Annotated in this window: 37 protein-coding genes; 11 read left to right on the plus strand and 26 right to left on the minus strand. The window is 49.6% G+C overall.

All coding sequences use genetic code 11. The features are described from left to right. Positions 1-55: 55 nt before the first annotated feature. Both F608_RS0105225 and F608_RS36460 read right to left on the minus strand, forming a co-directional pair. On the minus strand, positions 56-2,047 hold the full coding sequence (locus tag F608_RS0105225; RefSeq protein WP_161626820.1) for a TonB-dependent receptor: 1,992 nt from the start codon (positions 2,045-2,047) through the stop codon (positions 56-58). After that, positions 1,965-2,696 (minus strand): hypothetical protein, encoded by a 732-nt coding sequence (locus tag F608_RS36460; RefSeq protein ID WP_027362502.1) that lies wholly within the window; start codon positions 2,694-2,696, stop codon positions 1,965-1,967. The genes F608_RS0105225 and F608_RS36460 overlap by 83 nt, the downstream gene beginning before the upstream one ends. Positions 2,697-2,710: 14 nt before the next feature. On the opposite strand from F608_RS36460, the gene F608_RS0105235 reads away from it, so the two are divergent. The 8 genes from F608_RS0105235 (at position 2,711) to F608_RS0105270 (ending at position 8,552) form a co-directional block, all read left to right on the plus strand. Further along, complete coding sequence (locus tag F608_RS0105235) at positions 2,711-2,953, plus strand: FmdB family zinc ribbon protein (RefSeq protein ID WP_022664567.1); 243 nt, start codon at positions 2,711-2,713, stop codon at positions 2,951-2,953. 3 nt (positions 2,954-2,956) lie between these two features. Then, a complete protein-coding gene (hemC, locus tag F608_RS0105240) occupies positions 2,957-3,886 on the plus strand; it encodes a hydroxymethylbilane synthase (protein ID WP_022664568.1) in 930 nt (309 codons plus the stop codon). After that, a complete protein-coding gene (gene cobA, locus F608_RS0105245; RefSeq protein WP_022664569.1) occupies positions 3,876-5,408 on the plus strand; it encodes a uroporphyrinogen-III C-methyltransferase in 1,533 nt (510 codons plus the stop codon). Before hemC ends, cobA begins: the two co-directional genes overlap by 11 nt. Continuing rightward, a complete protein-coding gene (moaA, locus tag F608_RS0105250) occupies positions 5,405-6,388 on the plus strand; it encodes a GTP 3',8-cyclase MoaA (protein WP_022664570.1) in 984 nt (327 codons plus the stop codon). The genes cobA and moaA overlap by 4 nt, the downstream gene beginning before the upstream one ends. A gap of 102 nt (positions 6,389-6,490) precedes the next feature. Beyond that, complete coding sequence (locus F608_RS0105255; RefSeq protein WP_153307449.1) at positions 6,491-6,901, plus strand: hypothetical protein; 411 nt, start codon at positions 6,491-6,493, stop codon at positions 6,899-6,901. Between the two features lie 22 nt (positions 6,902-6,923). After that, on the plus strand, positions 6,924-7,553 hold the full coding sequence (locus tag F608_RS30780; protein WP_022664572.1) for an RNA polymerase sigma factor: 630 nt from the start codon (positions 6,924-6,926) through the stop codon (positions 7,551-7,553). Continuing rightward, on the plus strand, positions 7,550-8,092 hold the full coding sequence (locus F608_RS0105265) for an anti-sigma factor family protein (RefSeq protein ID WP_022664573.1): 543 nt from the start codon (positions 7,550-7,552) through the stop codon (positions 8,090-8,092). The genes F608_RS30780 and F608_RS0105265 overlap by 4 nt, the downstream gene beginning before the upstream one ends. 10 nt (positions 8,093-8,102) lie before the next feature. Next, the gene (locus tag F608_RS0105270; protein ID WP_022664574.1) at positions 8,103-8,552 is read left to right on the plus strand and encodes a hypothetical protein; all 450 of its coding nucleotides are present in this window, start codon (positions 8,103-8,105) and stop codon (positions 8,550-8,552) included. A 17-nt stretch (positions 8,553-8,569) separates the two neighbouring features. Here the strand turns inward: F608_RS0105270 and F608_RS30785 are convergent, their stop codons facing one another. Both F608_RS30785 and F608_RS0105280 read right to left on the minus strand, forming a co-directional pair. Continuing rightward, positions 8,570-9,202 carry a class I SAM-dependent DNA methyltransferase gene (locus tag F608_RS30785; RefSeq protein ID WP_022664575.1) on the minus strand — a complete coding sequence of 211 codons (633 nt, stop codon included), beginning with the start codon at positions 9,200-9,202 and terminating at the stop codon, positions 8,570-8,572. Positions 9,203-9,252: 50 nt separating this feature from the next. After that, positions 9,253-10,080 carry a potassium channel family protein gene (locus F608_RS0105280; RefSeq protein WP_022664576.1) on the minus strand — a complete coding sequence of 276 codons (828 nt, stop codon included), beginning with the start codon at positions 10,078-10,080 and terminating at the stop codon, positions 9,253-9,255. A 642-nt stretch (positions 10,081-10,722) separates the two neighbouring features. Here F608_RS0105280 and F608_RS0105290 point away from each other — a divergent pair. The 3 genes from F608_RS0105290 (at position 10,723) to F608_RS34410 (ending at position 15,725) form a co-directional block, all read left to right on the plus strand. Then, entirely contained in the window at positions 10,723-11,787 is a 1,065-nt protein-coding gene (locus F608_RS0105290; RefSeq protein ID WP_022664579.1) for an AI-2E family transporter, read from the plus strand. Between the two features lie 19 nt (positions 11,788-11,806). Then, entirely contained in the window at positions 11,807-12,850 is a 1,044-nt protein-coding gene (locus tag F608_RS0105295; RefSeq protein WP_022664580.1) for a diguanylate cyclase, read from the plus strand. Positions 12,851-12,962: 112 nt separating this feature from the next. After that, positions 12,963-15,725: a cache domain-containing protein gene (locus F608_RS34410; protein WP_051148496.1), complete on the plus strand. Its 2,763-nt coding sequence runs from the start codon at positions 12,963-12,965 to the stop codon at positions 15,723-15,725. Positions 15,726-15,782: 57 nt separating this feature from the next. Here the strand turns inward: F608_RS34410 and rplQ are convergent, their stop codons facing one another. The 22 genes from rplQ to rpsC are packed head-to-tail and all read right to left on the minus strand — an operon-like array spanning position 15,783 to position 26,146. Continuing rightward, positions 15,783-16,139: a 50S ribosomal protein L17 gene (gene rplQ / locus F608_RS0105310; RefSeq protein WP_022664581.1), complete on the minus strand. Its 357-nt coding sequence runs from the start codon at positions 16,137-16,139 to the stop codon at positions 15,783-15,785. A 5-nt stretch (positions 16,140-16,144) separates the two neighbouring features. Continuing rightward, positions 16,145-17,167, minus strand: coding sequence for a DNA-directed RNA polymerase subunit alpha (locus tag F608_RS0105315; RefSeq protein WP_022664582.1), 1,023 nt, complete (start codon positions 17,165-17,167; stop codon positions 16,145-16,147). 51 nt (positions 17,168-17,218) lie between these two features. Beyond that, complete coding sequence (gene rpsD, locus F608_RS0105320) at positions 17,219-17,845, minus strand: 30S ribosomal protein S4 (RefSeq protein WP_027362504.1); 627 nt, start codon at positions 17,843-17,845, stop codon at positions 17,219-17,221. 29 nt (positions 17,846-17,874) lie between these two features. After that, positions 17,875-18,270, minus strand: a complete 396-nt coding sequence (rpsK, locus tag F608_RS0105325) for a 30S ribosomal protein S11 (RefSeq protein WP_022664584.1) — start codon at positions 18,268-18,270, stop codon at positions 17,875-17,877. 25 nt (positions 18,271-18,295) lie between these two features. After that, positions 18,296-18,664: a 30S ribosomal protein S13 gene (gene rpsM, locus F608_RS0105330; RefSeq protein ID WP_022664585.1), complete on the minus strand. Its 369-nt coding sequence runs from the start codon at positions 18,662-18,664 to the stop codon at positions 18,296-18,298. Between the two features lie 11 nt (positions 18,665-18,675). Further along, positions 18,676-18,789, minus strand: a complete 114-nt coding sequence (rpmJ, locus tag F608_RS35600; protein WP_041279618.1) for a 50S ribosomal protein L36 — start codon at positions 18,787-18,789, stop codon at positions 18,676-18,678. A gap of 32 nt (positions 18,790-18,821) precedes the next feature. Further along, positions 18,822-19,040, minus strand: a complete 219-nt coding sequence (gene infA, locus F608_RS0105335) for a translation initiation factor IF-1 (RefSeq protein ID WP_022664586.1) — start codon at positions 19,038-19,040, stop codon at positions 18,822-18,824. A gap of 38 nt (positions 19,041-19,078) precedes the next feature. Next, positions 19,079-20,398 carry a preprotein translocase subunit SecY gene (secY, locus tag F608_RS0105340; protein ID WP_022664587.1) on the minus strand — a complete coding sequence of 440 codons (1,320 nt, stop codon included), beginning with the start codon at positions 20,396-20,398 and terminating at the stop codon, positions 19,079-19,081. A gap of 60 nt (positions 20,399-20,458) precedes the next feature. Further along, on the minus strand, positions 20,459-20,953 hold the full coding sequence (rplO, locus tag F608_RS30800) for a 50S ribosomal protein L15 (RefSeq protein ID WP_022664588.1): 495 nt from the start codon (positions 20,951-20,953) through the stop codon (positions 20,459-20,461). After that, positions 20,953-21,135 carry a 50S ribosomal protein L30 gene (gene rpmD, locus F608_RS0105350; protein ID WP_022664589.1) on the minus strand — a complete coding sequence of 61 codons (183 nt, stop codon included), beginning with the start codon at positions 21,133-21,135 and terminating at the stop codon, positions 20,953-20,955. Before rpmD ends, rplO begins: the two co-directional genes overlap by 1 nt. Before the next feature lie 11 nt (positions 21,136-21,146). Beyond that, positions 21,147-21,653 carry a 30S ribosomal protein S5 gene (gene rpsE / locus F608_RS0105355; protein ID WP_022664590.1) on the minus strand — a complete coding sequence of 169 codons (507 nt, stop codon included), beginning with the start codon at positions 21,651-21,653 and terminating at the stop codon, positions 21,147-21,149. 16 nt (positions 21,654-21,669) lie between these two features. Then, positions 21,670-22,038, minus strand: a complete 369-nt coding sequence (rplR, locus tag F608_RS0105360) for a 50S ribosomal protein L18 (RefSeq protein ID WP_022664591.1) — start codon at positions 22,036-22,038, stop codon at positions 21,670-21,672. Between the two features lie 18 nt (positions 22,039-22,056). Next, positions 22,057-22,599 carry a 50S ribosomal protein L6 gene (rplF, locus tag F608_RS0105365; RefSeq protein WP_022664592.1) on the minus strand — a complete coding sequence of 181 codons (543 nt, stop codon included), beginning with the start codon at positions 22,597-22,599 and terminating at the stop codon, positions 22,057-22,059. 14 nt (positions 22,600-22,613) lie between these two features. Further along, complete coding sequence (gene rpsH, locus F608_RS0105370) at positions 22,614-23,012, minus strand: 30S ribosomal protein S8 (protein WP_022664593.1); 399 nt, start codon at positions 23,010-23,012, stop codon at positions 22,614-22,616. A gap of 53 nt (positions 23,013-23,065) precedes the next feature. Next, entirely contained in the window at positions 23,066-23,251 is a 186-nt protein-coding gene (locus tag F608_RS35605; RefSeq protein ID WP_084680989.1) for a type Z 30S ribosomal protein S14, read from the minus strand. Positions 23,252-23,270: 19 nt separating this feature from the next. Further along, the gene (gene rplE / locus F608_RS0105375; protein ID WP_022664594.1) at positions 23,271-23,810 is read right to left on the minus strand and encodes a 50S ribosomal protein L5; all 540 of its coding nucleotides are present in this window, start codon (positions 23,808-23,810) and stop codon (positions 23,271-23,273) included. 23 nt (positions 23,811-23,833) lie between these two features. Beyond that, the gene (gene rplX / locus F608_RS0105380; RefSeq protein ID WP_022664595.1) at positions 23,834-24,163 is read right to left on the minus strand and encodes a 50S ribosomal protein L24; all 330 of its coding nucleotides are present in this window, start codon (positions 24,161-24,163) and stop codon (positions 23,834-23,836) included. Between the two features lie 26 nt (positions 24,164-24,189). Further along, the gene (rplN, locus tag F608_RS0105385; RefSeq protein ID WP_022664596.1) at positions 24,190-24,558 is read right to left on the minus strand and encodes a 50S ribosomal protein L14; all 369 of its coding nucleotides are present in this window, start codon (positions 24,556-24,558) and stop codon (positions 24,190-24,192) included. 15 nt (positions 24,559-24,573) lie between these two features. Then, complete coding sequence (gene rpsQ, locus F608_RS0105390) at positions 24,574-24,834, minus strand: 30S ribosomal protein S17 (RefSeq protein ID WP_022664597.1); 261 nt, start codon at positions 24,832-24,834, stop codon at positions 24,574-24,576. 11 nt (positions 24,835-24,845) lie between these two features. After that, positions 24,846-25,046, minus strand: a complete 201-nt coding sequence (gene rpmC / locus F608_RS0105395; RefSeq protein ID WP_022664598.1) for a 50S ribosomal protein L29 — start codon at positions 25,044-25,046, stop codon at positions 24,846-24,848. A 3-nt stretch (positions 25,047-25,049) separates the two neighbouring features. Next, entirely contained in the window at positions 25,050-25,457 is a 408-nt protein-coding gene (gene rplP / locus F608_RS0105400; RefSeq protein ID WP_022664599.1) for a 50S ribosomal protein L16, read from the minus strand. Between the two features lie 35 nt (positions 25,458-25,492). Next, positions 25,493-26,146 carry a 30S ribosomal protein S3 gene (gene rpsC / locus F608_RS0105405; protein WP_022664600.1) on the minus strand — a complete coding sequence of 218 codons (654 nt, stop codon included), beginning with the start codon at positions 26,144-26,146 and terminating at the stop codon, positions 25,493-25,495.

A 26,146-nucleotide genomic window follows, 5' to 3' on the forward strand; every position in this document is an offset into this window, starting at 1 on the left:
GCCGGTGCCAGAAAAATCAGGCACCGACTCCAGAGGGGTAAAGGGGATGCAGACCTCAAAACGCGTATCTGACCCCCATCATGCATTCCACATACCGGCCGGGATTGACATAGACAATCTCTGTGGCATACTCCTCGTCCAGAAGATTGACAGCGGAAACCTGGGTATGCAGGGTGGTTTTTTCAGACAGGGCCCAGTCCTTCCAGACTTTGATATCCAGTGTTTCATAGGCCTCCATGTGAAAATAGGGCAGATCTTCATTGTTATCATCGTAGTACCGGTCATCTGAAAATCGGAACAGAACCTCCCAGTTAAACAGCTCGGGATTCTGGTACCGCAGTCCCAGGCTGCCAAAATAATCCGGGGAGTTTCTCAATTCATTGCCCACATTGGCCGGGTTGGTGTCGTCCTTGGTGATCTCCGAATCGTTCAGGGTCAGTGATCCGGTAAAGGCCAAATGCCGTGTAATGGGCTGTTTCAGGTAAAGTTCAACTCCGTTGATTTCCGCCTCTCCGATATTCCGGGTTTTGATCAGGGTGGTGGAGAGAGGCATGTTATCCTCATAGGTATAGGCCATGATATTTTCAATAACGCCGTGGTATGCCGTGACCTTGATCAGGGTATTCCAGTCGGGAAGGGTGATGTCTGCCCCCAGATCCACCATCCAGGTTTCTTCAGGTTCCAGATCCGGATTGGCCTCCCGCCAGTCGGAGCCGGTGTTTTTATTCTGGAAAAGCCATTTTGGGTTGCCGGGCCAGAAGGCAGTACCGGCAGAGGTATGCAGTGCCAGCATGTTGTTGACCCTGAACTTGACACCGCCCCTGTAGGTAATTGTATCTTTTTCCACGTCATCCGGGGTGCTGTTGGAGGAACCGGAATCATAAATGTCCGTATATTCCCACTTGTCATACCGGACCCCGCCCAAAAGACTTAACCGGTCATCCATGAAAAACATCTGGTCCTGCAGATACACGGCAGACTGGTCTGTGGTCAGTTCATAGCGGTAGGTCCGGGTTCCGTCGGGATCATAGTCGTACAGGGTTTCTTCTTCACGGGCAAAATAGATACCGGCCGTGAGCACGTTGTTGGGCAGGACAGTGAAATCCCCCTGAAGTTCAAATGGAATCCGCTTGCGGTCCCAGTCTTCGATTTCAGTGATGGTATCATCCACCACAACCACCCCGCCCACAAGGCTTGCGCCCCCATTGGCCTGGGAGGGAATGGACTGGTACTGATACCCTGTGGTCGCGGTCAATTTCACCTGATCGGTGAATTTGTGGCTCAGTCTCAGGTTGGATACCACCGTATCCCCGTGATCATTGGTGATGGCATTGGTCTGGCCGCCGTAGAGATACCGGTCCATGTAGTTGACCGCCAGGGAGACGGTGGTGTCTCTATGATTATCCCAATCCATTTTTCCGCTGAGCCACTGGTAGCTGTAATCATTGTCCTCAACAGAGGCCCCGGCAACATAATTTTCTTTGCCCAAATTGTACAATTTTACCATTTCAGCCGGAGGTTTCATCTGGTACCCGTCGGATATCTCTCCGGAGTAGGAAAACCGGTAGGAGAAATTATCCTTTTTATCTCCCATGGAAAGGCTGGGCTTGAAGGTATTATTTTCTCCATAGGCCACCTGGGCGCTGATGCCTTCTTTTGCCTGTCCGCTGCGGGTGAGAATATTAACGGCCCCGCCTGCCGCACTGGGACCGTAAAGGGCGGAGGAAGGTCCCAGTACCACATCCACCTGCTCAATATCCTTGGGATTGATCGCCGGCGACAAAAAAGCATGAACCGGGATCCCGTCAATGAGGTAGGCGGTCCGCTGGAGAAAGTGACCGGTTCCCCTTAACTGAACCCAGGGAGGACCCCAGGGATAGTACTGGCCTACGCTCACACCGGGAAGATCCCGGATAAATTCACCAAAGTTATTCATATAATAGGAAGGCTGGCAATCCAGATCCTCACGGCTCACGCTGTAAGCTGTGACCGGAGACAACTCCTGGGCCACGCTTGTTTTTGTTGCGGTTACCGTAATTTCTTCCATATCCAGAACCTCGTTCCCGCTTTGTTCCGCCAATGCCGGGGGAACCAGACATAGAGAGCCAAGCAGCACAGCACCTACCCATCGCGGCCAATAACTTCTTTTCATTTTCCTCTTCTCCTTTTTCAATCTTCAACTCAACGTGGATGTAAAGGGGAAGGCATACAGAAAAAGCCATGAATGTCCATCCCCGGTTAAGGATTCTCTGGACCTTCATGGCCTTTATTGATCGTCTGTCCACCTTAAAGGGCGGCAGAACAGATAAATTATTTTTGCTGTACTCTAATACCAGTGCGGGTAACCCGCGACCCGTGTTCCCCTTCTCATCTTTAGAACAGAAACCGAGGAGTAAGGCACGAAACGGCTCCAGCCGTCTTTTTTGTTGTGTCCTATATAACAAAGCATCAAAAGTCAAGCCATTTCTCTCTTGAAAAACAGCCCGGATTATACCTGCCGAACGGATCGAATCAAACCCGCCAAAGGGGTTTCCCGTGAAAGTCAGCCACTGTGCAAAGGCGGGGTTGGTTTCTGTTTTCGCTTTGGTGGAAGCAGAATCAATCAAAGGATAGAGGATCAGCCCGAAAAAACCGCCCTTTCCCTTGAAAATCTCCGATAAAACCCTTATATTGTTTTGTTTCTTAATACAAAGCAAACGGAGAGAGCAAGATGCCGATTTACGAATATAAATGCAACAATTGCGGCAAGGATTTTGAGACCCTTGTCATGGGAAGTTTTACACCGGAATGCCCGGAATGCGACAGCCAGGACCTGTCCAGACTCATGTCCAAATGCGGATTTGTTACCAAATCTGCAGGACCAGGAGGGGAACCCCAGACAACGGCTTCGTCCGCTTCATCGGGCTGTGCAGGCTGTGCATCCACCAATTGTTCTTCCTGCGGCGTGGGATAGGCCATGGAAAAGATCCGCATCGGCACCCGGGGCAGCCAGTTGGCCCTGTGGCAGGCCAATTACATAAAAGACCGCATTGAAGACCTGTCTCCCGAAACCCGGGTGGAGATCATGATCATCAAGACTACCGGAGACCGGATCACGGACCGGCCCCTGGCCATGGTGGGCGGGAAGGGGCTCTTTGTCAAGGAAATCGAAGCCGCCCTCATGGAGAAGAAGATCGACCTGGCTGTCCACAGCATGAAAGACATGCCCGGGGATCTGCCCGAAGGCCTGATCATCGGTGCCATTCCGGAACGGGAAAATCCCTTTGATGTTCTGGTTTCTAAAGACAACACCGCGCTTGCCGACTATCCTGCCGGCGCCAGGGTGGGTACATCCAGCCTGAGACGGGCCTCCCAGCTCAAACATGTCCGGCCGGATCTTGAGATTGCCTCCATCCGGGGCAACCTGGACACCCGGCTCAAAAAACTGAAATCCGGGGAATACGACGCCATTGTCCTGGCTGCTGCAGGCCTGATCCGCCTGGGCCAGGCAGGTGAAATCACCGAGTACCTGGATGAGGTCACAATGGTTCCGGCCGTGGGCCAGGGGGCGCTCTGTATTGAAACCCGGGAGGATGACAGGAAAATTGGCGAGGTGATGGAGGGTCTGGACCATGGCCCCACCCGGACCTGTGTCACCGGGGAGAGGGCCTTTCTCAGACAGATCGAAGGATCCTGCCATATCCCGGTGGCCTGCTTCGGGAAAATAAAAGATGAGGAGGTCAGGCTCACGGCCGTGGTGGCCTCGGAAGACGGCACCACCCTGGTCCGGGAAGAGATCCTCTCCCCTGCCGGGGACGTGGAGGAATTCGGCCAACAACTGGCCAACCAGGTCCTTGACCGGGGCGGAAGAAAGATATTGGAGACATTGAATCTAAATGACAAATAAACCAGGCAAGGTATATCTCATCGGCGCCGGCCCAGGCGACCCAGGGCTCCTGACCATCAAGGCCAAGGAGTGCATCGAAGAAGCCGATGTGGTGGTCTATGACTATCTGGCATCCCCTTTTCTCTTGGAATATGCGGCCCGGGACGCCCAGGTCATCTATGTGGGAAAAAAGGGCGGGGACCATACCCTGACCCAGGACAAGATCAACCAGCTCCTGGTGGACAAGGCCAAACAGGGCCTTTCCGTGGCCCGGCTCAAGGGGGGGGACCCCTTTGTATTCGGCCGGGGAGGAGAAGAGGCCCAGGAACTCCTGTCCCACGGTGTCTCCTATGAAGTCGTTCCCGGGGTGACCTCGGCCATATCGGCCCCGGCCTATGCCGGGATTCCCGTGACCCACCGGGACCATACTTCTTTTGTATCCTTTATCACCGGCCACGAAGACCCGACAAAAGAGACCTCTTCCATGCAGTGGGACCTCTTTGCCAGATCCAATGCCACCCTGGTCTTTCTCATGGGGGTGAAAAATCTCGAAAACATCGCAAACCGGCTCATGGAAAACGGCAAGCCGGCAGACACACCCGTAGCCCTGGTCCGGTGGGGCACCACCTCCCGGCAGCAGACCGTTACCGGAACCCTTGAGACCATTGTGGACCGGGTCAGAAAAGCCGGACTCAAATCGCCTGCCATCATCGTGGTGGGCCATGTGGTCAGCCTCCGGGACGAACTGGCCTGGTTTGACAGAAAGCCCCTGTTCGGAAAAAGGATCGTCATCACAAGGGCCCGTGCCCAGGCATCGGACCTGGTCTCCCGGCTGAACCGCCTGGGTGCCCACTGCATTGAGATCCCCACCATCCAAATCCAGACCCCGGAAGATATCTCCCCCATGGAAGAGGCCATCGCCCGGATAAAGGACTATCAATGGCTGGTCTTTACCAGCGTCAACGGGGTAAAGTTCTTCTTTGACACCCTCTTTGCCATGGGAAAAGATGTCCGCACCCTGGGCCATCTCAAATTCGCCTGCATCGGACCGGTAACCAAGGAACGCCTGGCCGATTTCGGTATCATCAGCGATATCCTGCCGGAAACCTTTCGGGCCGAGTCTGTGGTGGAGGCCTTTACCGGCCAGGACATCAAAGGGAAAAAGGTCCTTCTGCCCCGGGCCAGGCTGGCCAGAACCGTTCTTCCCGAAGAACTGGCAAAAATGGGCGCACTGGTGGATGAGGTGACGGCCTATGAGACCCTCCTGGACGACAGCGGCAGGGAACCCCTGATCACCATGCTTAAAGATAAGGAGATTCATGCCGTGACCTTTACCAGCTCATCCACGGTATCCAATTTCATGTCCCTGCTTACAAAAGAAGACGGCCCCGGGCTGCTTAAGGATGTGAGTATTGCCAGCATCGGCCCCATTACATCGGACACGGCCAGATCCCTTGGCCTTGAACCGGATATAGAAGCAGATCCATATACCATCCCGGGGCTTGTGGACGCACTTCTGGATCATTACCGGGAAAAGCCATGATCGCCGGCGGCCGCCCCATCAACTACCTGAGGATATCGGTTACGGACCGGTGTAACTTCAGGTGTCTCTACTGTGTTCCCAGCAAAAAATTCTCCGTCATTGCCCATGACCGGATTGCCAGGTATGAGGAGATCCTGAGGATCGCCCGCCTGGCCAGTGACATGGGCATCACCAAGGTCAGGATCACCGGGGGGGAGCCCTTTGTAAGAAAGGGGATCTTCTCCTTCCTGGAACGGCTCTGCACCATTGATGGCCTCCGGGATATTTCCATCACCACCAACGGGTCCCAGCTCAACCCGCAAAGAATCCAGACCCTCAGGGAGATGGGAATCACCCGCCTCAACTTCAGCCTGGATACCCTGGATCCGGCCGGATTCAAACGGATCACCGGCCGGGACCGGTTTAACAATGTATGGAACGCTGTTCTGGCGGCCCATGAAGCGGGAATGGAGCCCATCAAGATCAATGCCGTGGCCCTCAGGGGAATCAACGATGGCGAAATTCCCAAACTGGCAGGCCTGACCCTGAAATACCCCTTTCATGTCCGTTTCATTGAATACATGCCCATGGGAAAGTCCGATGTGGAGAACGGGCACCAGATTCTCACCGATGAAATCCGGGAAAAGATAGAATCCGCACACGGCAGGCTCATGCCCGTGCCCCGGGATGCCGATGACGGACCGGCCAAAAAATTCCAGCTGGAAGGTGCACCCGGGGTGGTGGGATTCATCACCCCCATCTCTTCCCATTTCTGCAGTGAATGCAACCGGCTGCGTCTCACCTCCCGGGGGACCCTGAGACCCTGCCTGCTCAACGACTATGAAAAAGATATCCTGGGCCCCCTGCGGGCCGGCGCATCCGACACAGACCTGGCAGAGATCATCCGGGCAGCCCTGGTGAAAAAACCCAAGGACCATCATCTGGAGGCTGGAAAACCGGATGAGATTCCCGTCAGCCACATGACCTCCATCGGCGGATAATTTTTTTTATTTTTTTTTGAGCATTTTCATTTTTCCGGTGTCAACTATTTATAAAAGGGAAAACTCCTTTTATGAACCAGGACAGGATAGATGGAGGAAAAAATGAAAAAATTCACGATCATGACCATAGCATTGGTGATCATCTCCCTGGTATGGGGTTCTGCAGCCCATGCAGGAGCAGCAAGGCGACATACCATTGAGGGTTTTATGCTGGGAACCGGAGCCGCCATTCTGGGAACCATCATCTACAAGGGAATGAACCGGGAGCCCGAGAGGGCCGCCTGGAATTCCCGGCGTCATCACAGACACGCTCCCTATCGCAGCTGCCGCAAAGGTCCCGGCCATAACCGGGGACACTGGGAAACCGGAAGGATCTGGATTGAACCGGTATACCAAGTCAGATGGAACCCGGGCCATTATACCCCCAGGGGAAGATGGGTTTCCGGACGAAATGAAAAATTTATTGTACAAGAGGGATACTGGCAGGAAAAAAGAGTATGGGTAAGGCACTAATCGTTATTCGGATGAATACCCCGTGAAATCCGGGTCCCGGCCTCTCTCCGGTGGAACCGCCGGAGAGGATCAGGAAGGCCCGGCCCCCGGCCCCGGAAACCCAGAAACCGGCCTGGTGGAAGGGCTGAAAAAAGGCAGGCAAGCGGCCTGCAATCAACTGGTAAAGGAGTACCAGGGCCGGCTCTTGAAACTTGTCTACGGGATCACTCTGGACATGGAAGACAGCCGGGAAATCGTCCAGGACGTATTTGTAAAAGCCATCCGGAATATCCGGGGATTCAGGCAGGAATCCAGACTCTGGGGCTGGATACGAAAAATTGCCGTCAACGAATGCCTGAACTGGAAAAGGCGTTGGAAAAGGCGGTTCCGATGGCACCACAGATCCCTGGAACCGGACCAGGAATCCGGATTTCCGGATGAATCAGGAACCCGGCCCGATCCGGAATCCTCTCTCAGGGAAAAACAGGCCCAGGACCGGCTGATGAAAGCCGTGGCCCGACTTTCCCAACCCCTTAGAGTGGTCTTTGTTCTCAAGGCTTTTGAAGACCTGTCCTATGAGGAGATCGGCCGGAGCCTGAACATCAGCCGGGGAACCGTAAGCTCTAGATTATACCATGCCAGAAAACAGATTATGGAGGCCATGGAAAAATGACAGACCCAAAAGAAGGTGGCGGCATAAAAAAAACATGTTCGGCATATTCCCTTAAAACCCTGAGCCTTTTTGCGGACAATGAACTTTCAGAAGAAGAGACCCAGACCCTGTCGCTCCATATTCAGTCCTGCCCCCTGTGCGCGGACCGGGTAGACCGTTTCCGGGGCATGGACCGGGCCTTTGATCTTTACGCCCAGGACCGCACCGACCGAACCCGGCCCGTGCAGATCTCCATGGACAGATTGGCTCCCTCCTCTTTTAAAGACCGCTTCCAGACCCTGTTCGGAATATTGAAAAATCCCACGGCACTGAGACTGGCCTCGATTACGGCTGCGGCTCTGATTATCAGCCTGGCCCTCTTTCAAATGAACACAGACAAATCCCCGGGTCCGGACATGGGACCGATCGCCCTGCCAGGCATAGCTCCCAGTGCCGCACCAAGCGCTATCGTAAAAACAGTTGACACAGAATCATCATCGGTTATGATACTTGAAACCGAAATCGGAAAACATACCATTATCTGGTTCAGTGAGGCATAAAAGGGATTCCATGATCAGACCCGTAAAAATCATACTTTTAACAGCAGGACTGGGATTGTTTCTTCTGGGAACTGCCCAGGCCAAGCCCCTTTTCAAGACCCGGGTCAGGGTGATTCAGGCAGCTACAGGGCCGGCCCATGTGGATCCGGGCCTGGGGGACCTGATCCGTGAGCTGGAATCCGTTTTTAAATACACCTCCTACCGGCTGATCAAGACCCAGGACATGGATCTTAAGAAAAACCAGGACGGCCGGGTCAGACTCCCGGGAGACCGGAACCTGATTCTCACCCCTTCGGGCATGGAAGGTTCCCGGATCACCTACCGCATCCGGATCAACAAAAAAAACAAATCCGTCTTCCAGACCCGGGTGGCCCTGAAGAATAACAAGAGCATCACCATCGGCGGCCCGAAAAACAAGAACGGGGTCCTTTTACTCAACATCTCCGGATCAATGAGGTAGATAGAAACCGAAACCGGTTAGGCCTCCGTGACATATAAAGTAAAAGGAAGCGGTTTCCCTTCCATTTGAAAATTTTTTGAGATAAATTCAAGCTCCTTCAATAGGGTAAATTTATTAGCCTCCAAAATATCCAATATATACTGCCGACTGTGCCGGAAGGTGATTAGGCCATTTTTTCCAGGTGATTTTTCTACAATCGGGCCTCTGGACAAATCATTTTGTGACTCCACAATAAATGCCCAGATTCCCTTTTTTTTGATAATCCTTGATATCTCTTTAAAAAGATCCTCCAAATTTGAAATGAAATAGATAACGGCATTCGCACTAATATGATCAAAAAAATGATCTGGATATGGCAATGGCGACTCATTTATATCAAATTGCTTCAAATCAACTGCAATCTCTTTTCGTTCACAAACTTTCAACATTTCAAAAGAAAAATCGAGTCCAAACACCTCTAATCCGGACGTATGAAAAGCAGTTGCACTTAACCCCGTCCCGATTCCGACATCCAATATCTTCTCTCCGGAATTGATGTACTCAAAGATCATTCCAAATAGAATTTCAGGACCATACCAATTCTGATCCTGGATAAGATCATCATATCTTGATACAAATTGTCCATTCATGAAAAGGTTCTTTTCGTCCATAAGAGATACATCCGATTCATTTATTCTTTAAAGCTATTCAGATCCGGATTTCAGGAATTTTTCACAACAGCATCCGCCTCGGGATCAAAAGGGTTCACACGCATTGCCAAAGAAAAAAGGTATCCGTAGCTTTCTTTTAAATAACGGATGTACCGCAACCATTCAAAGATCAAGAGGCGGTATACCCGAACCATGTCTCCTTCGAGATGAATACGGTCGGAATCAGGCAATTTCGATATATCGGAACGATTCAGCAATTCATCCCGAAGATGAAATACGGCCAGGAGCAGCTCGGAAAAATTTTCATGCTCCTGGATGATCGGATTTTCAATGAGCCGCAAAAGCAAATCCGCCCTGTTCTGAAGGTATTCCGACAGTTCAGTAATATCTGCACCACGAGAATCTATCGTAAAACGACTTTTTTTTAATACCTTGTATGCCGTATCAAAATCTTTATCTTTCCATTCGTCCGAAACCCTGAGAACAGCATGCAAAGTCTCAGCTTCAGGGGTAATTCGTGTAAAACGTTTCAGGAGTTCACTACCCATTTCACTGAAAAACAGGCCGGTTACCATATCCAGCTTTTGTCGCCGGAGTGACTCTTCCCGCCGATTGACAAACAGATCTGTGATACTGGCTATCACACCCAGAAAAGTCCCAACCCCGCAGATAATAATAATCAGAGTCAGAATTTTTCCGATATCGGTTTGGGGATGAAGATCGCCGTAACCTACAGTGGCCATGGTTACAATCGAAAAATAGATCGCATCCGTCAGCGACATATTTTCGATGAACATAAAGCCGATGATGCCGACGGATAACAGAACAGCAATCGCTGCTGAATAAATTCTAAAGCGGATTTTATTTTTTTCTATCATTAATCAAATCTTTGTGAGTTTCTTGCTGGAATCCTTTTACCATCAAAAATTTGCCGTTTATGATTTCAACCATATAACATGGTTCAACCATAATGCAAGCGACTCAGAATATCCGGGTGGGAGAGAGTCCCTCTTCCCTCGTAGATACCGGCGTGGGGGGAATAAGTGTCCCCTCCAAACCCAGGCTGTTTTGGAGACCACCACCGCCGGGGCAGCTTCACCGGGGCAGGTTTCTACTCCTGCCTCTGATTTTCTGTAATGGACTTTCCAGAAGAATCCGGTCAGGGTTTCCTGTCCGGGCATGGAGCCAATGGGGGATGGGATAAAACCGGACTTTATTTCTTATTTAAATCTAAATTGATTTCCAGGCGCCTTGGTGTTACCCTGTTCCTCAGCTTTAATGCCTCATGGGCCGGTCTTCATTATCCATGGATCCCGTACCGGTGATTTTCCAGATGGACTCAGCCTGTGGTGGCAACCTGATTTTCAGGATAGATGTGTTGAATAGACTGGGGCAAAGGAAGTCATCATAGTGGATTCAATAACGACGTTGGTACTGCTCTTCGGCCTTGAACCGGGCATGGGCATCGAAAATATCCTGGTGGCCATAGTGGCGGAATCAAAATAGGAGTATCCCCCTGCATGAACCGTGACCTGATCCAGCCCTCCTTTTTGCTGGTGCTTGTGTTTTTTATCTCCGCGCTCTTTCTCATGATGATAAAAGCCTTTCTCATGGCCATTTTCCTGGCCGGTATTTTCTCGGCCCTGGCCCATCCTTTCTACCGGAGGGTGAACCGCTGGATGGGCGGCCGGAAGACATTGGCCTCGGCCGCCACCGTACTGGTCATCACCTTGATTGTTCTGCTTCCCCTGAGCGGGCTGTTGGGAATCGTCACGGCCCAGGCCGTAAAGGTCGGACAATCGGCAACCCCATGGGTGCAGGGACAATTGTCTTCTCCGGCCCTGTTTTCCAGTTGGCTGGAGCATCTGCCCTTTTATGAAACCATGGAGCCATTTCAGGAGACGATTTTCCAGAAAGCCGGGGAGCTGGCCGGGGCGGCAAGCACTTTTTTTGTGAACGGTCTCCAGGCGGCGACCATGGGTACCATGAACTTTATATTCACGGTTTCCATTCTTCTGTATACCATGTTCTTTTTTCTCATGGACGGACACGGACTGCTGGAAAAAATTCTGTTTTACATGCCCCTCAAAGATAATGACGAGCAGAGACTGCTGAAAAGATTCACATCTGTAGCAAGGGCCACGATTAAAGGGACTGCCATCATCGGGATCATCCAGGGCGGGGCCTCGGGAATTGCCTTTGCCGTGGCGGGTATTCCCAGTGCGGTCTTCTGGGGAGCCGTGATGACTGTTCTCTCCATTATTCCGGGTATCGGAACCGCCCTGATATGGGTGCCCGCCGCATTCTGGCTGGCATCCCAGGGAGCCTGGATCAAAGCCTTTCTCCTGGTCCTGTTCTGCGGCCTGATGGTGGGCAGTGTGGATAATTTCCTTCGGCCCAGGCTTGTGGGCAAAGATACCCAGATGCACGATCTGCTGATCCTGTTTTCCACCCTGGGCGGAATCTCCATGTTCGGCATCATCGGGTTTATCATCGGCCCCATTGTTGCGGCCCTGTTCGTAACAATCTGGGATATCTACGGTGTTGTTTTTAAAGATGTTCTTCCGAAAGTCGGACCGTTCTAACCCATCAGAGGATATATCAATGGATCTCCCCCAGCCCCTTCTGGAGCGGCTAAAACAAAACGAAAAAATCGCCAAAAAATTCTATGAAATTGAAGCCAGTATCCTGAGCATCCTCAATTTCCAGGATTTTCTTGAAAAACTCTTACGGGAGATCAGTGAAAAATTCAATGTCCCCCATACCTGGATTTCCATTATCCGGGAGAGCAGCATTGCCGATCAGCTCATTGATATTCAGAACTCAACACTTTTGAAATCGTCCACGGCTTTTGTTTCCAGGCAGAGCTTTTCCAGGATGACCCGAAACCGTGTTTCTCCCCTTCTGGCCAACACGGATCTTGAAAAATTCAAGGACCTGATACCTGAATCCTTTGGCAGGTCCATTGGCTCCATTTCCATTGCTCCCATCACCCTGGACGGAGAAATCGTGGGCAGCATCAACCAGGCGGATTCGGACAGACACCGGTTTGAACCGGGGATTGACACCTCTCTTCTGGAACAGCTCGCCCTGAAAGTATCCCTATGTCTTTCCAATGTCACGGCCCATGAGCAGTTAAAATTTCTGGCCTTTCATGATCCTTTAACCGGCCTGCTGAACAGAGGGGTCATGGAGAGGATCCTGGAAAGAGAATTCCAGAGGGCCAAACGGTACGGCATGGATCTAAGTCTCCTTTTTCTCGACCTGGATGATTTCAAATCCATCAATGACACCTACGGCCATGACACGGGAGACAGGGCCCTTTGCCACGTGGCCGACTGCCTGACCCGCCTGAAAAGAGACTCAGATATTGTGGCCCGGTTTGCCGGGGACGAATTTGTGGTGATTCTCCCGTCCACGACGGAGATCCAGGCAGAGTACTATATCAACAGGGTCAAACAGACCCTTGCCACCTCCCCCCTCTCCCGGGAATCAGCAGATCCTTCCCCGATTCATGTCAGGCTGAGCCACGGAATTTCCTCTGTACCGAACAAGAGTGTTCAATCATCAAAATCCCTTTTAAAGGAAGCCGATAAAAAACTCTACAACGCCAAAAAAAACAAGAGTCCCAAGAAGAGCGGAGTATAAGAAAAAGGCTTTAATATTCAACAAGGATATAGTATTCTCAAAGGACGGGTCTTCCTGTGAAGCCAGGATGACGGACTGGAAATGACCCCGGGCTGTAATCGTAACCGCATATATGATACTTAAAAAATTCAAATTCAGAAACAAACTTATCATCTCCTTTTTGATCGTGTTTGTCCCAATCATTGTCCTGGCGGGATCCATTGGTTTTTACCAGATCAAACAATTTCTTCAAGCCAACATAGAAAACGAACTCAATGCCACCATTTCTTCCCTTTACAGCATCATAAAAACCACGGCACACACCTCCATTAAAAACCGCTTGTCAGCCATAGCGGAAAAAAATTTTTCCATTGCCGAGTACTATTACAGCAAACACCGCTCCGGACTGATGACCCTGGAGGAGGCCGTGCAAACCATTGAGGAGATATTTTTAAACCAGCACATCGGCATCAGCGGCTATATCTATTGTCTTAACTCCAAAGGGGATGTCATCATCCACCCCAATGATAAGGTCAAAGGCACCAATGTCTCAGATTATGAATTTGTAAAAAGACAAATTGAAATCAAGGACGGATATATTGAATATGAATGGAAAAACCCGGATGAAAGCGATGAACGGCCTAAGGTTCTTTATATGATCTATTACAAGCCTCTGGACTGGATTATCTCGGTTTCCGCCTACAAAGAAGATTTTAAACACCTGGTGGACATTGAAGATTTCAGGGATATCGTCCTTTCCTTTAAAACCGGCGCATCCGGATATTCCTATTTCCTGGACGAGGAGGGAAACGCCCTGATCCATCCCGTTCCCCAGATCCAGGGCACCGATCTGCTGGCTTACGGCGGGCAGCCCTATGAGTTTGTTCAAAAGATCATTTCCCAGAAAAACGGAAAGCTGAAATATACATGGCAAAACCCGGGAGAAAGCTCCCCCCGGGAGAAAATCGTCTTTTTCAAGCATCTGCCCGAGTATCAGTGGATCATCTGCTCCTCCAGCTACATAGAAGAGATCTACTCCCCCCTGAACACGTTTACCATCCAGTTTTTTGCCGCTGTGGCCCTGGTGCTGGGGATCAGTATCTTTCTGACCTATTCTGTCAGCCGATCGGTAACCCGGCCCCTGGAAACCTTGATCAAAAAACTCGAAGGCGATTCCCAGGGAGACTTTTCCGTCCGCATGAACTATGATGCCCCGGATGAACTGGGCAAATTATCCACCCACTTTGACCGGTTCATGGACAGACTGCAGACCTACCATGACCGGCTCAACAACGAGATCAACAAAACCAGGAAAGCCCAGGAAGCCCTGGTGGAGAATGACCTGAAACTCAGGGGCCTGTTCAACCAGTCTTTCCAGTACACCGGAATCCTCTCTCCCAACGGCATCCTGGAGGAGATCAACCAAAGTGCCCTTGATTTTGCGGGGACCGAAAATACCGATGTCCTGTATAAACCGGCCTGGGAAACCCTGTGGTGGGCGGATCATGCCCAGGCCCGGGAAAAAATGAAAAAAGCCGTCCACAGGGCCATGGAAGGCAGCCTGGCCCGGCTGGAAATCTCCGTGCCCCTGGGGGAAGGAGAAGAAAGCCATTGCGATATTTCCATTAAACCCGTGTTTAATAACTCGGGGCAGATTGAATTCATGATCCTGGAAGGCCGGGACATCAGCGCCCTGAAACTGACCGAGCAGGAGAGAAGGCAGATGGCTGTCCAGCTGGAAAAGGCACAGAAGATGGAAGCCATCGGAACCCTGGCCGGCGGGATCGCCCACGATTTCAACAATATTCTTTCCAGCATTTTCGGCTATTCCCAACTGGCAGAAATGAATCTCTCCAACCCGGAAGCGGCAAAAAAGCATATCGCCCAGATCGTAAACGGAGCCCAGAGAGCCGCATCCCTGGTCCAGCAGATCCTGACCTTCAGCCGACAGACCGATTTCAAGAAACAGCCCCTTAAAATTCATCTCATCCTGAAGGAGGCCTTAAAACTGCTCCGGTCCTCCATTCCCACCACCATTGACATTGAGGTGGATATTTCATCCAAGGCCATGGTCCTGGCCGACGCCACCAAGATGCACCAGGTCATCATGAACCTGTGTACCAATGCCTACCAGTCAATGGTGGATACCGGAGGAATTTTGTCCGTGGCCTTGCAGGAGAAAAAGATAAGCCAGCCCGTATCCATCGGTGTGAAAACCCTTTTTCCCGGGGACTATCTGGAAATGTCAATCAAAGACACCGGCCACGGCATGGACAAGGCCACCCTGGAAAAAGCCTTTGACCCCTATTTTACGACCAAGGAGGTCGGCAAGGGTACCGGTTTCGGTCTGACCCTGGTCCAGGCAATTGTGGAAGAGCATGAAGGCCTGATCCATGCGGAAAGCGTTCCGGGAAAGGGATCCTGCTTCATAATTTTTCTCCCCACGGTCCAGGCCGAAGAACGCCCCAGCCTGCCCCGGAAAAACCCTTTACCCGAAAACGGGACGGAAACCGTCATGGTGGTGGATGATGAAGAGGCGATCCGGCAGTTGAGTCGGGAACTTCTTGAAGATTTCGGTTACCGGGTCTTTACCTTTACTAACGGAGAGGAGGCCCTGGCTGCCTTTGAAAAATCACCTGAACTCTTTGATCTGGTCATCACGGACATGACCATGCCCAGAATGACCGGAGATGATCTAGCCAGGGAACTGAACCGGATCAGAAAGGATATCCCCATCATTCTCTGTACGGGCTACAATGAGAGCATCTCAGAGGCCAAGGCCCTTGACATGGGCATCGATAAATTTCTCCTCAAACCCATTGAGAACAATGAACTGCTTTTTCAGATCAGAAAAATTCTGGACGATATCGGATCCGAAGACAAGGCCCAAATATAAAAATCCCCTGCAGAAAACCTCTCCTGCAGGGGATCTTATCTTCTTGAACAAAAAGATCTAGTCGGATATCAATTCAATTTGAACCATGGGGGCTACATCCCCTTTTCTGGGGCCCAGTTTGGTAATTCTTGTATATCCGCCCTGCCTGGAGTCATACTTCTCTGACACTTCATTAAAAAGAGTATGCACCACTTCTTTTTCCCGGATAAAGGACAAAGCCTGCCTTCTGGCATGCAGGTCTCCCCGCTTGGCCAGGGTAATCATCTTGTCTGCAATCTTTCTTAAGCCCTTTGCCTTGGCTTCCGTGGTTTTAATGCTGCTGTGCTTGAACAGAGACGTTACCATGTTTCTGAACATAGCCTTTCGATGACTGGATGTTCTGTTCAGTTTTATTACGGATTTTCTATGTTTCATGGAATTTACTCTCCTTCCTCAATAATCTCTTCTTCCGGCGGTTCAAATCCTTCCAGATCCATCCCCAGTGAAAGATCCATGGAAGAGAGGACTTCCTTGATCTCATTCAATGACTTTCTGCCGAAATTTTTGGTTTTCAGCATTTCACTGTCTGTTTTTTGAACCAGTTGATAAATGGTATGAATTCTGGCGTTTTTAAGACAATTGGAACTTCTTACCGACAGCTCCAATTCATCAACCGACCGGTATATGTTCTCGTTGAATCCCCTGTCAGCATCCTCTGAACCTTCCTCAAGATGGTCCGGCTCCATTTCCTCATCAAAGTTGATGAACGGATTCATCTGCTCTTTTAAGATTTTGGCTCCGTAGGCCACGGAATCCTCGGGTTTCACGCTTCCGTCGGTCCAGACTTCCAGGGTCAGTTTATCATAGTCGGTTTTCTGACCGATTCTGGAAGTTCCCACAACGTATTTCACCCGTTTGATGGGAGAAAAGACCGAATCAATGGGAATGGTGCCGATGGGCGCGTCATCGTCCTTATTGGAGGAAGCCAGGGCGTATCCTTTGCCGGTTTTCACCACCATCACCATGTTTAATGCCCCGTTTTTGGACAGGGTGGCGATATGCTGTTCCGGATTCAGAACTTCCACCTTGCCGTCCGGGCTGACAATGTCCGCCCCGGTGACTTCGGTTTCACCCTTGACGTTCAGGGTCAGGATCTTGTCATCGGCATTTTCAACCCTGAGTTTCAACTCTTTCAGATTAAGAATGATCTCGGAGACATCTTCCCTGACATCAGATATGACACTGTACTCATGAAGGGCATCTTCAAATTTCACAGATACGATGGCAGCACCGTATATGGATGAGAGAATAATCCTCCTCAATGAGTTGCCGATGGTGATGCCGTATCCCCTTTCAAGGGGTTCACAGACAAATTCACCATAGGTAGACGTCGTGGTAACTTCAAGCTTTTCCGGCTTGATCATCTCTCGCCAGTTTAAATATGCAAGTTTTTCAGATGACATTTAAATCTCCTGAATAAATATTTGGATCAGCCATAGACAAATTAGATCTTACTATTTTGAATACAGCTCTACGATCAATTGTTCCTGGATGGGCAGGGTAATATCCTCGCGTACCGGAGTTCCAACCACCTGGCCTTTGAACTTGTCCTTATCAATTTCAAGCCACTGGGGAATGCCTCTCCTGACAATTGCATCCAGGGATTCGGAGATGGCTTGAATCTTCCTGCTCTTTTCACGAAGTTCAACCACATCCCCTTTTTTAACCTGGTAGGAGGGAATGTTCACTTTTTTGCCGTTAACGACAAAATGATTATGACGAACAAAATGTCGTCCCTGGTTTCTGGAATTTACAAATCCCATTCTGAAAACCGCGTTGTCCAGTCGGGTCTCTAAAATACTGAGCAGATTTGTACCGGTAATTCCCTTTTGCCGGTCTGCCCTTTTAAAGGAAATCCTGAATTGTTTTTCAGAAATCCCGTAAATCCGGCGAACTTTCTGCTTTTCTCTGAGCTGGATCCCGTAGTCTGATTGTTTTCCTCGTTTCTGACCATGCTCTCCAGGGGGATAGCCTCTTCTGTCAAAACTGCATTTATCTGAAAAACACCGGTCGCCTTTCAGAAAAAGCTTCATATTTTCTCGCCTGCACTGACGGCAAACTGATCCTCTATATCGTGACAACGTTTTTCTCCTTTATCAATCCGATGAACTTATACTCTTCTTCTTTTGGGCGGACGGCATCCATTGTGGGGAACCGGGGTAACATCCTTAATCATGGAAATATTGAGTCCAAGGGCGTGGAGCGCCCGTAGGGCAGACTCCCGGCCGGGCCCAGGTCCTTTAACATAAACGCCTACATTCTTCATACCATGCTCCATTGCCTTTGTCCCGGCATCCTCTGCAACCAGTTTGGCGGCAAAGGGAGTGCTCTTTCTGGAGCCCTTGAATCCCTGCATTCCGGCGCTGGACCATGAGATGGTATTTCCGTTTTCATCGGCAATGGTGACAATGGTATTATTAAACGTGGATTGAATATGGACAATGCCCGTGGAAATATTCTTTCTGACCCGTTTTTTGGATATGGTCTTTTTAGCTTTTTTCGCCATAATATTAAAACCTTTTTAGTTTGTCCTATTTTTTCTTTTTGACTGCAGTTCTCTTGGGACCTTTTCGGGTCCTGGCATTGGTACTGGTCCTCTGACCGTGGCAAGGAAGGCCTTTTCTGTGGCGAAGCCCCCTGTAACAGCCGAGATCCATCAAACGTTTAATATTCATGGATACTTCTGATCTGAGTTCACCCTCAACCTTGTATTCGGCATCAATCACCTTTCTGATGTCGTTCACCTGCTCTTCTGTCAGATCATTCGCCTTTGTGGTCGGGTCGATTCCGGTTTTGTCGAGAATGTGTTGTGATCTGCTGCGCCCTATACCATAGATATAGGTCAAGGCGATCCATGCATGCTTATCTCTTGGTAGATCTACTCCTGCGATACGTGCCAATCTTCTTCCCCCTATCCCTGCCTCTGTTTATGGCGTTTATTAATACAAATAACTCTGATGACACCACGTCTTTTAATTACTTTGCAATCTCTGCATATTTTTTTAACAGATGCTCTAACTTTCATCTATTGCTACTCCTAAGCTTGAATTAAATCTTCTATTTATATCGGTATGTGATCCTGCCCCGGCTTAGATCATAGGGTGAAATTTCGACGGTCACCCTGTCTCCGGGCAGAATTTTAATAAAATGCATCCTCATTTTCCCGGAAATGTGAGCCAGAAGTACGTGTCCGTTTTCCAGCTCGACTCTGAACATGGCATTGGGCAGGGTTTCAAGTACTTTCCCGTCAACTTTGATGGGTTCTTCTTTTGCCATAATCGAATTGCTCTCCTTTAGAATTTGGAATGTTATACCTAGGATCTGCCTTTAATTCGCTTGGCTCCGCCCCTGCCCAGGAATCCGTCATAATTGCCCGTGATCAGATGGGACTCAATCTGGGATATGGTATCAATGGACACCCCCACGACGATGAGCAATGCCGTACCGCCGAAATAAAAGGGCACGTTGAACTTGTTCATGAGCATGGTAGGCAGCACGCAGACGGCAGAAACATAAAGCGCTCCTCCCAGGGTAATTCTTGTCAGCACCTTATCAATATACTCTGATGTTCTTTTCCCCGGTCGGATCCCCGGGATATACCCTCCGTTTTTCTTCATGTTGTCCGCCACGTCGTCGGGATTAAACTGCACCGCCGTGTAGAAGAAACAGAAGAAGATGATAAAACCCACGTACAGCAGGTAGTACCAGACCGTGCCCGGACTGAACATGGCGGCAATGGACTGCATCACCGGCAGGTTGATAAACTGGGCCAGGGTTGTGGGAAACATGATGATGGAAGATGCAAATATCGGCGGGATAACCCCGGCTGTATTGATCTTTAAGGGCAGATGCGAGGTCTGTCCGCCGTACATTTTCCGGCCCACCACCCGTTTGGCGTAATGGACGGGTATTCTCCTCTGGGCCTGTTCCATATAGACGATGCAGGCCACCACCCCAACCATGAGAACCAGGAGAATCAGGATGGCAAAAAGCCCCATCTCCCCCGTGCTCATGAGCCGGACAGTGTTGCCCACAGCCGAAGGCATATTGGCCACGATACCGGCAAAGATGATCAGGGAGATCCCGTTTCCGATTCCCCTTTCCGTGATCTGCTCACCCAGCCACATGATAAATGAGGTTCCCGCCGTCAGGGTGATGATGGTAACCAGTCTGAACCCCCAGCCCGTATAGGGCACAATGGGAACCCCGGCCGGAGAGGTCATGGCTTCAAGTCCCACGGAAATGCCCAGCCCCTGGATGATGCTGAGGACAACCGTACCGTACCGGGTGTACTGGGTCTTTTTCTTTCGCCCGGCATCCCCTTCTTTTTTCAACTGCTCAAGATGGGGGACCACCACCGTCATCAGCTCCAGAATAATGGAGGCGGAGATATAGGGCATGATCCCCAGTGCAAAGATGGAAAGTCTTTGCAGGGCCCCGCCCGAGAACATATTAAACATGGAAAACAGAGTTCCCGATGCAGAGTCGAAAAAGGAAGCCAGGGCCGCCCCGTTGATCCCCGGTGTAGGCACATGTATACCGATACGGTAGACAAATAAAAGGGCAAGGGTGACGATGATCTTCCGTTTAAGCTCGGGTAGCTTGAACAAATTCTGGTAACTGTTTTCTATCATTGATTATATCCTTAGATCACTCGGACCCGGTTGGGTTTGATCCTCCCGTATCCGTCTGTTCTATTCTTGGGTTGAGTCTGCCGGATCTTTGGTCTCTTCCAAGCTTTGTACATCTTCCTTGACCTGGACGCTTCCGCCGGCGGCTTCTATCTTTTCCCTGGCTGTCTTGGAAACCAGAACATTTTTCAGGGTAAGTTTTTTACTGGTTTCACCGTTGCCGAGGATCTTAACCCCGTCAACCTTTCCCTTTACCAGGCCGGCCTGTCTGAGCATTTCCAGATCAATCTCGGTTCCGTCATCAAACCGGTCAAGATCCTGGATGTTCAATACAGCATTGTTGGTTTTAAAGATATTGGTGAATCCCCTTTTGGGCAGCCGTCTGTAAATGGGCATCTGACCGCCTTCGAAACCGGGTCTGACGTTTCCGCCCGATCTTGCTTTCAATCCTTTATGGCCCCGGGTGGAGGTTTTCCCCATGCCTGATCCCGGACCCCGTCCTACTCTTTTTCTATTTTTTCTGCTGCCGGGAGCAGGTGCCAAATCGTGAAGCTGCATTAGACCTCCTCTACTTTCAACAGGTGTGAAATCTTTTTTATCTGTCCCAGGATCACGGGATCCTTCTTATGTTCAACGGTATGATGCATCCGTTTAATCCCCAGGGATCTGACAATCCGTCCATGTTTGGCCGGACGGCCGATGGTGCTTTTTATCTGTGTGATTTTCAAAGTATCTGCCATTGTAAGCCTCTTTATATGTCTTCAGGTCTCAGGCCCCGGCGTTTGGCCACTTCTTCCCTGGTGCACAGGGAGGTAAGTCCGGCCATTGTCGCCCTGACGATGTTCTGGGTGTTATGGGTGCCGATGCACTTTGTCAGGATATCGGTGACTCCGGCAGCCTCGAGGACCGCGCGGATGCCTCCGCCCGCAATCAGTCCGGTACCCGGAGAGGCGGGTTTCAGCAGCACCTGTCCGGCGCCGGCCCTGCCCACAACCTCAAAGGGGACCGTTCCGTTAAGGAGGGCTACTTTAACCATGTTCCGTTTTGCCTTTTCCATGCCTTTTCGAATGGCTTCAGGCACCTCAGTGGCTTTTCCCAGGCCGTACCCCACACTGCCTTCTCCATCCCCTACAACGACAAGGGCTGAAAAACTGAAATTCCTGCCGCCTTTGACCACCTTTGCGACCCGGTTGATCCTGACGACTTTATCGATTAAACCACTATCTTCCATCTGTTGTCTTGTCTGCTGTCTTGCCAAGGGTGTTCCTCCTTAATTAGAATTTCAGACCGGCCTCGCGGGCTCCGTCTGAAAGCGCTTTAACGCGACCATGATATAAAAAGCCATTCCTGTCCAGAACCACCTTTGTAATTCCTTTTTCAACCGCCCGTTTGCCCACAAGCTGGCCAACTGCCTTGGCAATTTCTCTTTTTTTGCCCTCCACCGGGTTTTCCTTGTATTCCCCGTCAAGGGTAGAGGCGGAAACCAGGGTCTGGCCTTTGGTGTCATCGATGATCTGGGCGTAGATGTGGTTTGAACTTCTGAACACACTCAGTCTTGGCCGGTCCTGACTGCCAAATATATTTTTTCTGATTCTTTTTTTTCTCTTAAGCCTGGATACAAATCTTGGTGATGTATTTCCCATGATCCTTACACTCCCGTTCTAGTCTTTACCAGCAGTCTTACCTGCTTTTCTAATGATTCTTTCATCCGCATACATGATGCCTTTGCCCTTATAGGGCTCGGGAGGCCTGATATCTCTGATATTTGCTGCTGCCTGTCCAAGGACTTCCTTGTCAATTCCGCTGAGGATGATCTTGGTATTGGCATCAACCGAAGCCTTAATTCCTTCGGGAAGGGAAAAATCAACCGGGTTGGAATATCCCACGTTCAAGACCAGGGTGTTGCCCTTGGTCTCTGCCCGGTATCCGATTCCTGAAAGGAGCAGTTGTTTTTCATAGCCGTCTGTTACTCCGGTTACCATGTTTGCGATCAAGGATCTGAACAATCCCTGGAGTGCTACTTTTTTCTTGTTTGATAAGTCGGTTTTCACTTCCAGCATATCGTCGGTAATCTCAAGCTCGACGGCTGGGTGAAGCTTTCGTTCAAGATTGCCCTTGGGTCCTTTGACCTTGATCATGTCCCCGTCAATCGTCACCTGGACCTTATCTGGAAGCTGAACCGGCTTTTTTCCTATTCTTGACATATTTTACTCCTGTCCTACCATACGTTACAAAGAATTTCACCGCCGACGTTCGCTTCCCTGGCCTGTTTATCCGTCATAAGCCCCTTTGAGGTGGATACGATGGAAATCCCCAGACCGTTCAGTACCGGCTTAATCTGTTTGGATTTGCTGTACACCCGGCATGAGGGTTTGCTTACCCTCTTGATACCGAAGATCGTGGGCTGGCCGTGTTTGACATATTTTATATAAACGCGAATCAGACCCTGGGTTTCATCTTCAAGGAATTTATAATCCTTGATATACCCTTGTTCTTTAAGCACCCGCACCATTTCCAACTTGATCTTTGATCCGGGGATATCCACTTTGGCAAACCCTGCTTTCCCACCATTTCTTATGATTGTCAGCATGTCTGCAATTGGATCACTAGCTGCCATTTTAATTCTCCTTAAACTCCGCTGATATTAAATTATTGCTCAAGTGTCTTGGATTACCAACTAGATTTGGTAACGCCGGGAAGCTTGCCTTCGGAAGCAAGGGTCCGGAAACAGATTCTGCAAATACCAGCCTTTCGTATAAATCCTCTTGGTCTACCGCATAAAGGGCACCTGTTGTACGAACGTACAGAAAACTTAGGTTTTCTATTGGCCTTCGCGATTAAAGCTTTTCTAGCCAAGCTTTCCTCCTTAAGATCCTTAGTTTTTGAAGGGCATTCCCATGTGTTTCAGGAAAGTTTTACCTTCTTCATCCGTTTTGGCTGTGGTCACAACCGTGATATTCAGACCTTTGATACTGTCGGTCTTGTCATAATCGATTTCAGGAAAAATAATATGCTCTGTAATGCCCATGGAGTAATTGCCACGGCCGTCAAAGCCCTTCCCGGAAACACCTCTGAAGTCCCTGACACGAGGCAGGGCAATGTTTACAAGCCGTTCAAAAAACTCATACATCTTTTCACGGCGCAGGGTAACCTTGCATCCTATGGGAAGGTCCTCGCGCAGTTTAAAATTTGCAATGGGTTTTTTGGCTCTTGTAACAACGGGTTTCTGTCCGGCGATAAGCGCCAGCTCCTGAGCGGCTGATTCGATTATTTTCGGATTCCTGACCGCTTCACCCAATCCCATGTTCAATACGATCTTTTCAAACTTGGGCACCTGAAACTCATTGGCATAGTTATAGGTTTCCTTAAGCTTGGGGACAACTTCGTTATTGTATTTTTCTTTAAGAGTGGTCATCTATTTTCTCCGCCTGAAGATCCTTAGGAATCAATCTGCTCGTTGCATTTTTTACAGACTCTGACTCGCTTTCCGCCTTCCAGCTGTTTCATGCCGACCCGGGTCGGCTTTACACAGGAGTTGCACATGATCATCAGATTGGAAATATCAATGGGCATTGATTTTTCAACGATTCCGCCCTGGGGATTTGCCTGGGTGGGTCTCTGATGAACCTTGACAACGTTAATATTTTCCACAACGACCCGGTTGGTCTTTTTAACGACCTTTAATACCTTACCGATCTTACCTTTATCCTTACCGGTGAGTACCTTTACCTTGTCATCTTTTTTGATTTTCAATTTTAAAGCTTGCATTTGAATTTTCTCCAATACCCCGGCTGTTATAATACGTCAGGGGCCAGAGAGATTATTTTCATGAATCTTTTCGCCCTTAACTCCCTGGCCACCGGACCGAAAATACGGGTCCCCACAGGTTCATTGTTTTTGGTCAAAACCACGGCTGAGTTGTCATCAAATCTGATGGACGATCCATCCGGTCTGGAAATCTCTTTTTTGGTCCGGACGATGACAGCAGGCACAATATCTCCTTTGCTGACCTTGGAATTGGGAATGGCTTCCTTTACGGATGTAATAATGATATCGCCGATACCTGCGTATCTTCTTTTGGAACCGCCCAAAACCTTGATACAATAAAGTTCCTTTGCCCCGGAGTTGTCTGCGACCGTCAGTCTCGTTTCGCTCTGAATCATTTGTAACTCCTTTAATTAAACGGCCTTTTTAAGGATTTGTGCCACTCTGAACCGTTTCAGCTTGCTCAAGGGTCTGGTTTCGATGATTTTAACCTCATCACCGAGCCGACACTCGTTGGTGGCATCATGGGCGTGGTATTTTTTGTACCGTTTGATAAATTTCTTATACACCTTGTGCTGCACAAATCTTTCAACCCGGACTACCACTGATTTATCCATTTTATCGGATACGATCAGTCCGATCAGCTCTCTTTTCTTTTTTCTAATAGTTTCCATATCTATAACTCTTAGCTAATGTTAAAATCCTTTTCTCGGGATATTGTATAGAGCCTGGCAATATCTTTTCTGACATTTGAAAGTGTTGAAGTATTCTCAAGCTGTCCAACATCATTCTGGAAACGAAGATTAAAAAGTTCTTTTTTCAGTTCAACCAGTTTTTCCTTGACCTGGTCTTCACCCATTTCCCTGATTTCGCTTGCCTTTAACATGACTTAACTCCTTTCCACAAAACGGGTTTTCACGGAAAGTTTTCTCGCGGCAAGTCGAAGCGCCTCTTTGGCTACTTCCCTTGGGATTCCTTCCATCTCGTAAAGAATTTTCCCAGGTTTAACCCGGGCTACCCAGGCATCGGTTGCACCTTTACCTTTACCCATCCTGACTTCCGCGGGTTTTTTGGTGACGGGCTTGTCCGGAAAAAAACGGATCCAGCTTTTTCCTGCCCTTTTTGCGTGTCTGGTCAGCGCGACCCTTGCTGCTTCAATCTGTCTTGCATTTATATAACCGCATTCAACCGCCTGGAGCCCAAAATCACCGAAACTCAGGGTGTTGCCCCTGGTCGGAGTTCCTTTGGTTCTTCCCCGGAACTGCTTGCGGAATTTTACATTTTTTGGACTAAGCATTTGCTTTTCTCCTCATTGCCTCTACTTTGACGACCTTATTTTGACGCCAGGGCCTGTTCACCCGGGCTTAATACCTCACCTTTGAAAATAAAGGTCTTAATGCCGATGGTTCCGTATGTTGTTTTCGCTTCGATAAAGCCGTAGTCCACATCCGCCCTCAGGGTATGCAGAGGGATCCTTCCCTCTTTATACCACTCGGTTCTGGCCATTTCAGCGCCGCCCAGACGACCGGAGCAGATAATCTTAATCCCCTTGGCCCCGAACCTCATGGCAGACGAGACGCTTCTTTTCATGGCCCGTCTAAAGGCGATTCTTCTTTCCAGCTGCTGGGCAATATTCTCAGCAACCAACTGCGCGTCAATTTCCGGACGTCTGACCTCTTTAATGTCGATGAGGACATCAGGGTTAAGCAGTTTTTCCAGTTCTTTTTTCAGCAGAGCAATTTCCGACCCTTTTTTCCCGATAATGATCCCGGGTCTGGCAGCAAAAACCCTGAGACGGATCTGCTTTGAAAACCGTTCGATCTCAATCTTTGAAATGCCTGCATGGTAGAGTTTCTTTTTCAAAAACTTCCGGACTTTAAAATCTTCTTCAACAAAACCGGCATAGTCTTTGTCTGCATACCATCTGGAGTCCCATGTCCTGATGATGCCTAATCTTAATCCAGTAGGATGTACTTTCTGGCCCAA

It is taken from the genome of Desulfospira joergensenii DSM 10085, assembly GCF_000420085.1.
Lineage (GTDB): Bacteria > Desulfobacterota > Desulfobacteria > Desulfobacterales > Desulfobacteraceae > Desulfospira > Desulfospira joergensenii.

Excerpts from the sequence above, each read along its gene's own strand:
- F608_RS0105225 (WP_161626820.1), bottom strand. The coding sequence starts at position 2,047 with ATGGAAGAAATTACGGTAACCGCAACAAAAACAAGCGTGGCCCAGGAG.
- F608_RS0105235 (WP_022664567.1), top strand. The coding sequence starts at position 2,711 with ATGCCGATTTACGAATATAAATGCAACAATTGCGGCAAGGATTTTGAG.
- hemC (WP_022664568.1), top strand. The coding sequence starts at position 2,957 with ATGGAAAAGATCCGCATCGGCACCCGGGGCAGCCAGTTGGCCCTGTGG.
- cobA (WP_022664569.1), top strand. The coding sequence starts at position 3,876 with ATGACAAATAAACCAGGCAAGGTATATCTCATCGGCGCCGGCCCAGGC.
- moaA (WP_022664570.1), top strand. The coding sequence starts at position 5,405 with ATGATCGCCGGCGGCCGCCCCATCAACTACCTGAGGATATCGGTTACG.
- F608_RS0105255 (WP_153307449.1), top strand. The coding sequence starts at position 6,491 with ATGAAAAAATTCACGATCATGACCATAGCATTGGTGATCATCTCCCTG.
- F608_RS0105265 (WP_022664573.1), top strand. The coding sequence starts at position 7,550 with ATGACAGACCCAAAAGAAGGTGGCGGCATAAAAAAAACATGTTCGGCA.
- F608_RS0105270 (WP_022664574.1), top strand. The coding sequence starts at position 8,103 with ATGATCAGACCCGTAAAAATCATACTTTTAACAGCAGGACTGGGATTG.
- F608_RS30785 (WP_022664575.1), bottom strand. The coding sequence starts at position 9,202 with ATGGACGAAAAGAACCTTTTCATGAATGGACAATTTGTATCAAGATAT.
- F608_RS0105280 (WP_022664576.1), bottom strand. The coding sequence starts at position 10,080 with ATGATAGAAAAAAATAAAATCCGCTTTAGAATTTATTCAGCAGCGATT.
- F608_RS0105290 (WP_022664579.1), top strand. The coding sequence starts at position 10,723 with ATGAACCGTGACCTGATCCAGCCCTCCTTTTTGCTGGTGCTTGTGTTT.
- F608_RS0105295 (WP_022664580.1), top strand. The coding sequence starts at position 11,807 with ATGGATCTCCCCCAGCCCCTTCTGGAGCGGCTAAAACAAAACGAAAAA.
- F608_RS34410 (WP_051148496.1), top strand. The coding sequence starts at position 12,963 with ATGATACTTAAAAAATTCAAATTCAGAAACAAACTTATCATCTCCTTT.
- rplQ (WP_022664581.1), bottom strand. The coding sequence starts at position 16,139 with ATGAAACATAGAAAATCCGTAATAAAACTGAACAGAACATCCAGTCAT.
- F608_RS0105315 (WP_022664582.1), bottom strand. The coding sequence starts at position 17,167 with ATGTCATCTGAAAAACTTGCATATTTAAACTGGCGAGAGATGATCAAG.
- rpsK (WP_022664584.1), bottom strand. The coding sequence starts at position 18,270 with ATGGCGAAAAAAGCTAAAAAGACCATATCCAAAAAACGGGTCAGAAAG.
- rpmJ (WP_041279618.1), bottom strand. The coding sequence starts at position 18,789 with ATGAAAGTTAGAGCATCTGTTAAAAAAATATGCAGAGATTGCAAAGTA.
- infA (WP_022664586.1), bottom strand. The coding sequence starts at position 19,040 with ATGGCAAAAGAAGAACCCATCAAAGTTGACGGGAAAGTACTTGAAACC.
- secY (WP_022664587.1), bottom strand. The coding sequence starts at position 20,398 with ATGATAGAAAACAGTTACCAGAATTTGTTCAAGCTACCCGAGCTTAAA.
- rplO (WP_022664588.1), bottom strand. The coding sequence starts at position 20,953 with ATGCAGCTTCACGATTTGGCACCTGCTCCCGGCAGCAGAAAAAATAGA.
- rpmD (WP_022664589.1), bottom strand. The coding sequence starts at position 21,135 with ATGGCAGATACTTTGAAAATCACACAGATAAAAAGCACCATCGGCCGT.
- rplR (WP_022664591.1), bottom strand. The coding sequence starts at position 22,038 with ATGGGAAATACATCACCAAGATTTGTATCCAGGCTTAAGAGAAAAAAA.
- rplF (WP_022664592.1), bottom strand. The coding sequence starts at position 22,599 with ATGTCAAGAATAGGAAAAAAGCCGGTTCAGCTTCCAGATAAGGTCCAG.
- rpsH (WP_022664593.1), bottom strand. The coding sequence starts at position 23,012 with ATGGCAGCTAGTGATCCAATTGCAGACATGCTGACAATCATAAGAAAT.
- rplE (WP_022664594.1), bottom strand. The coding sequence starts at position 23,810 with ATGACCACTCTTAAAGAAAAATACAATAACGAAGTTGTCCCCAAGCTT.
- rplX (WP_022664595.1), bottom strand. The coding sequence starts at position 24,163 with ATGCAAGCTTTAAAATTGAAAATCAAAAAAGATGACAAGGTAAAGGTA.
- rplN (WP_022664596.1), bottom strand. The coding sequence starts at position 24,558 with ATGATTCAGAGCGAAACGAGACTGACGGTCGCAGACAACTCCGGGGCA.
- rpsQ (WP_022664597.1), bottom strand. The coding sequence starts at position 24,834 with ATGGAAACTATTAGAAAAAAGAAAAGAGAGCTGATCGGACTGATCGTA.
- rpmC (WP_022664598.1), bottom strand. The coding sequence starts at position 25,046 with ATGTTAAAGGCAAGCGAAATCAGGGAAATGGGTGAAGACCAGGTCAAG.
- rplP (WP_022664599.1), bottom strand. The coding sequence starts at position 25,457 with ATGCTTAGTCCAAAAAATGTAAAATTCCGCAAGCAGTTCCGGGGAAGA.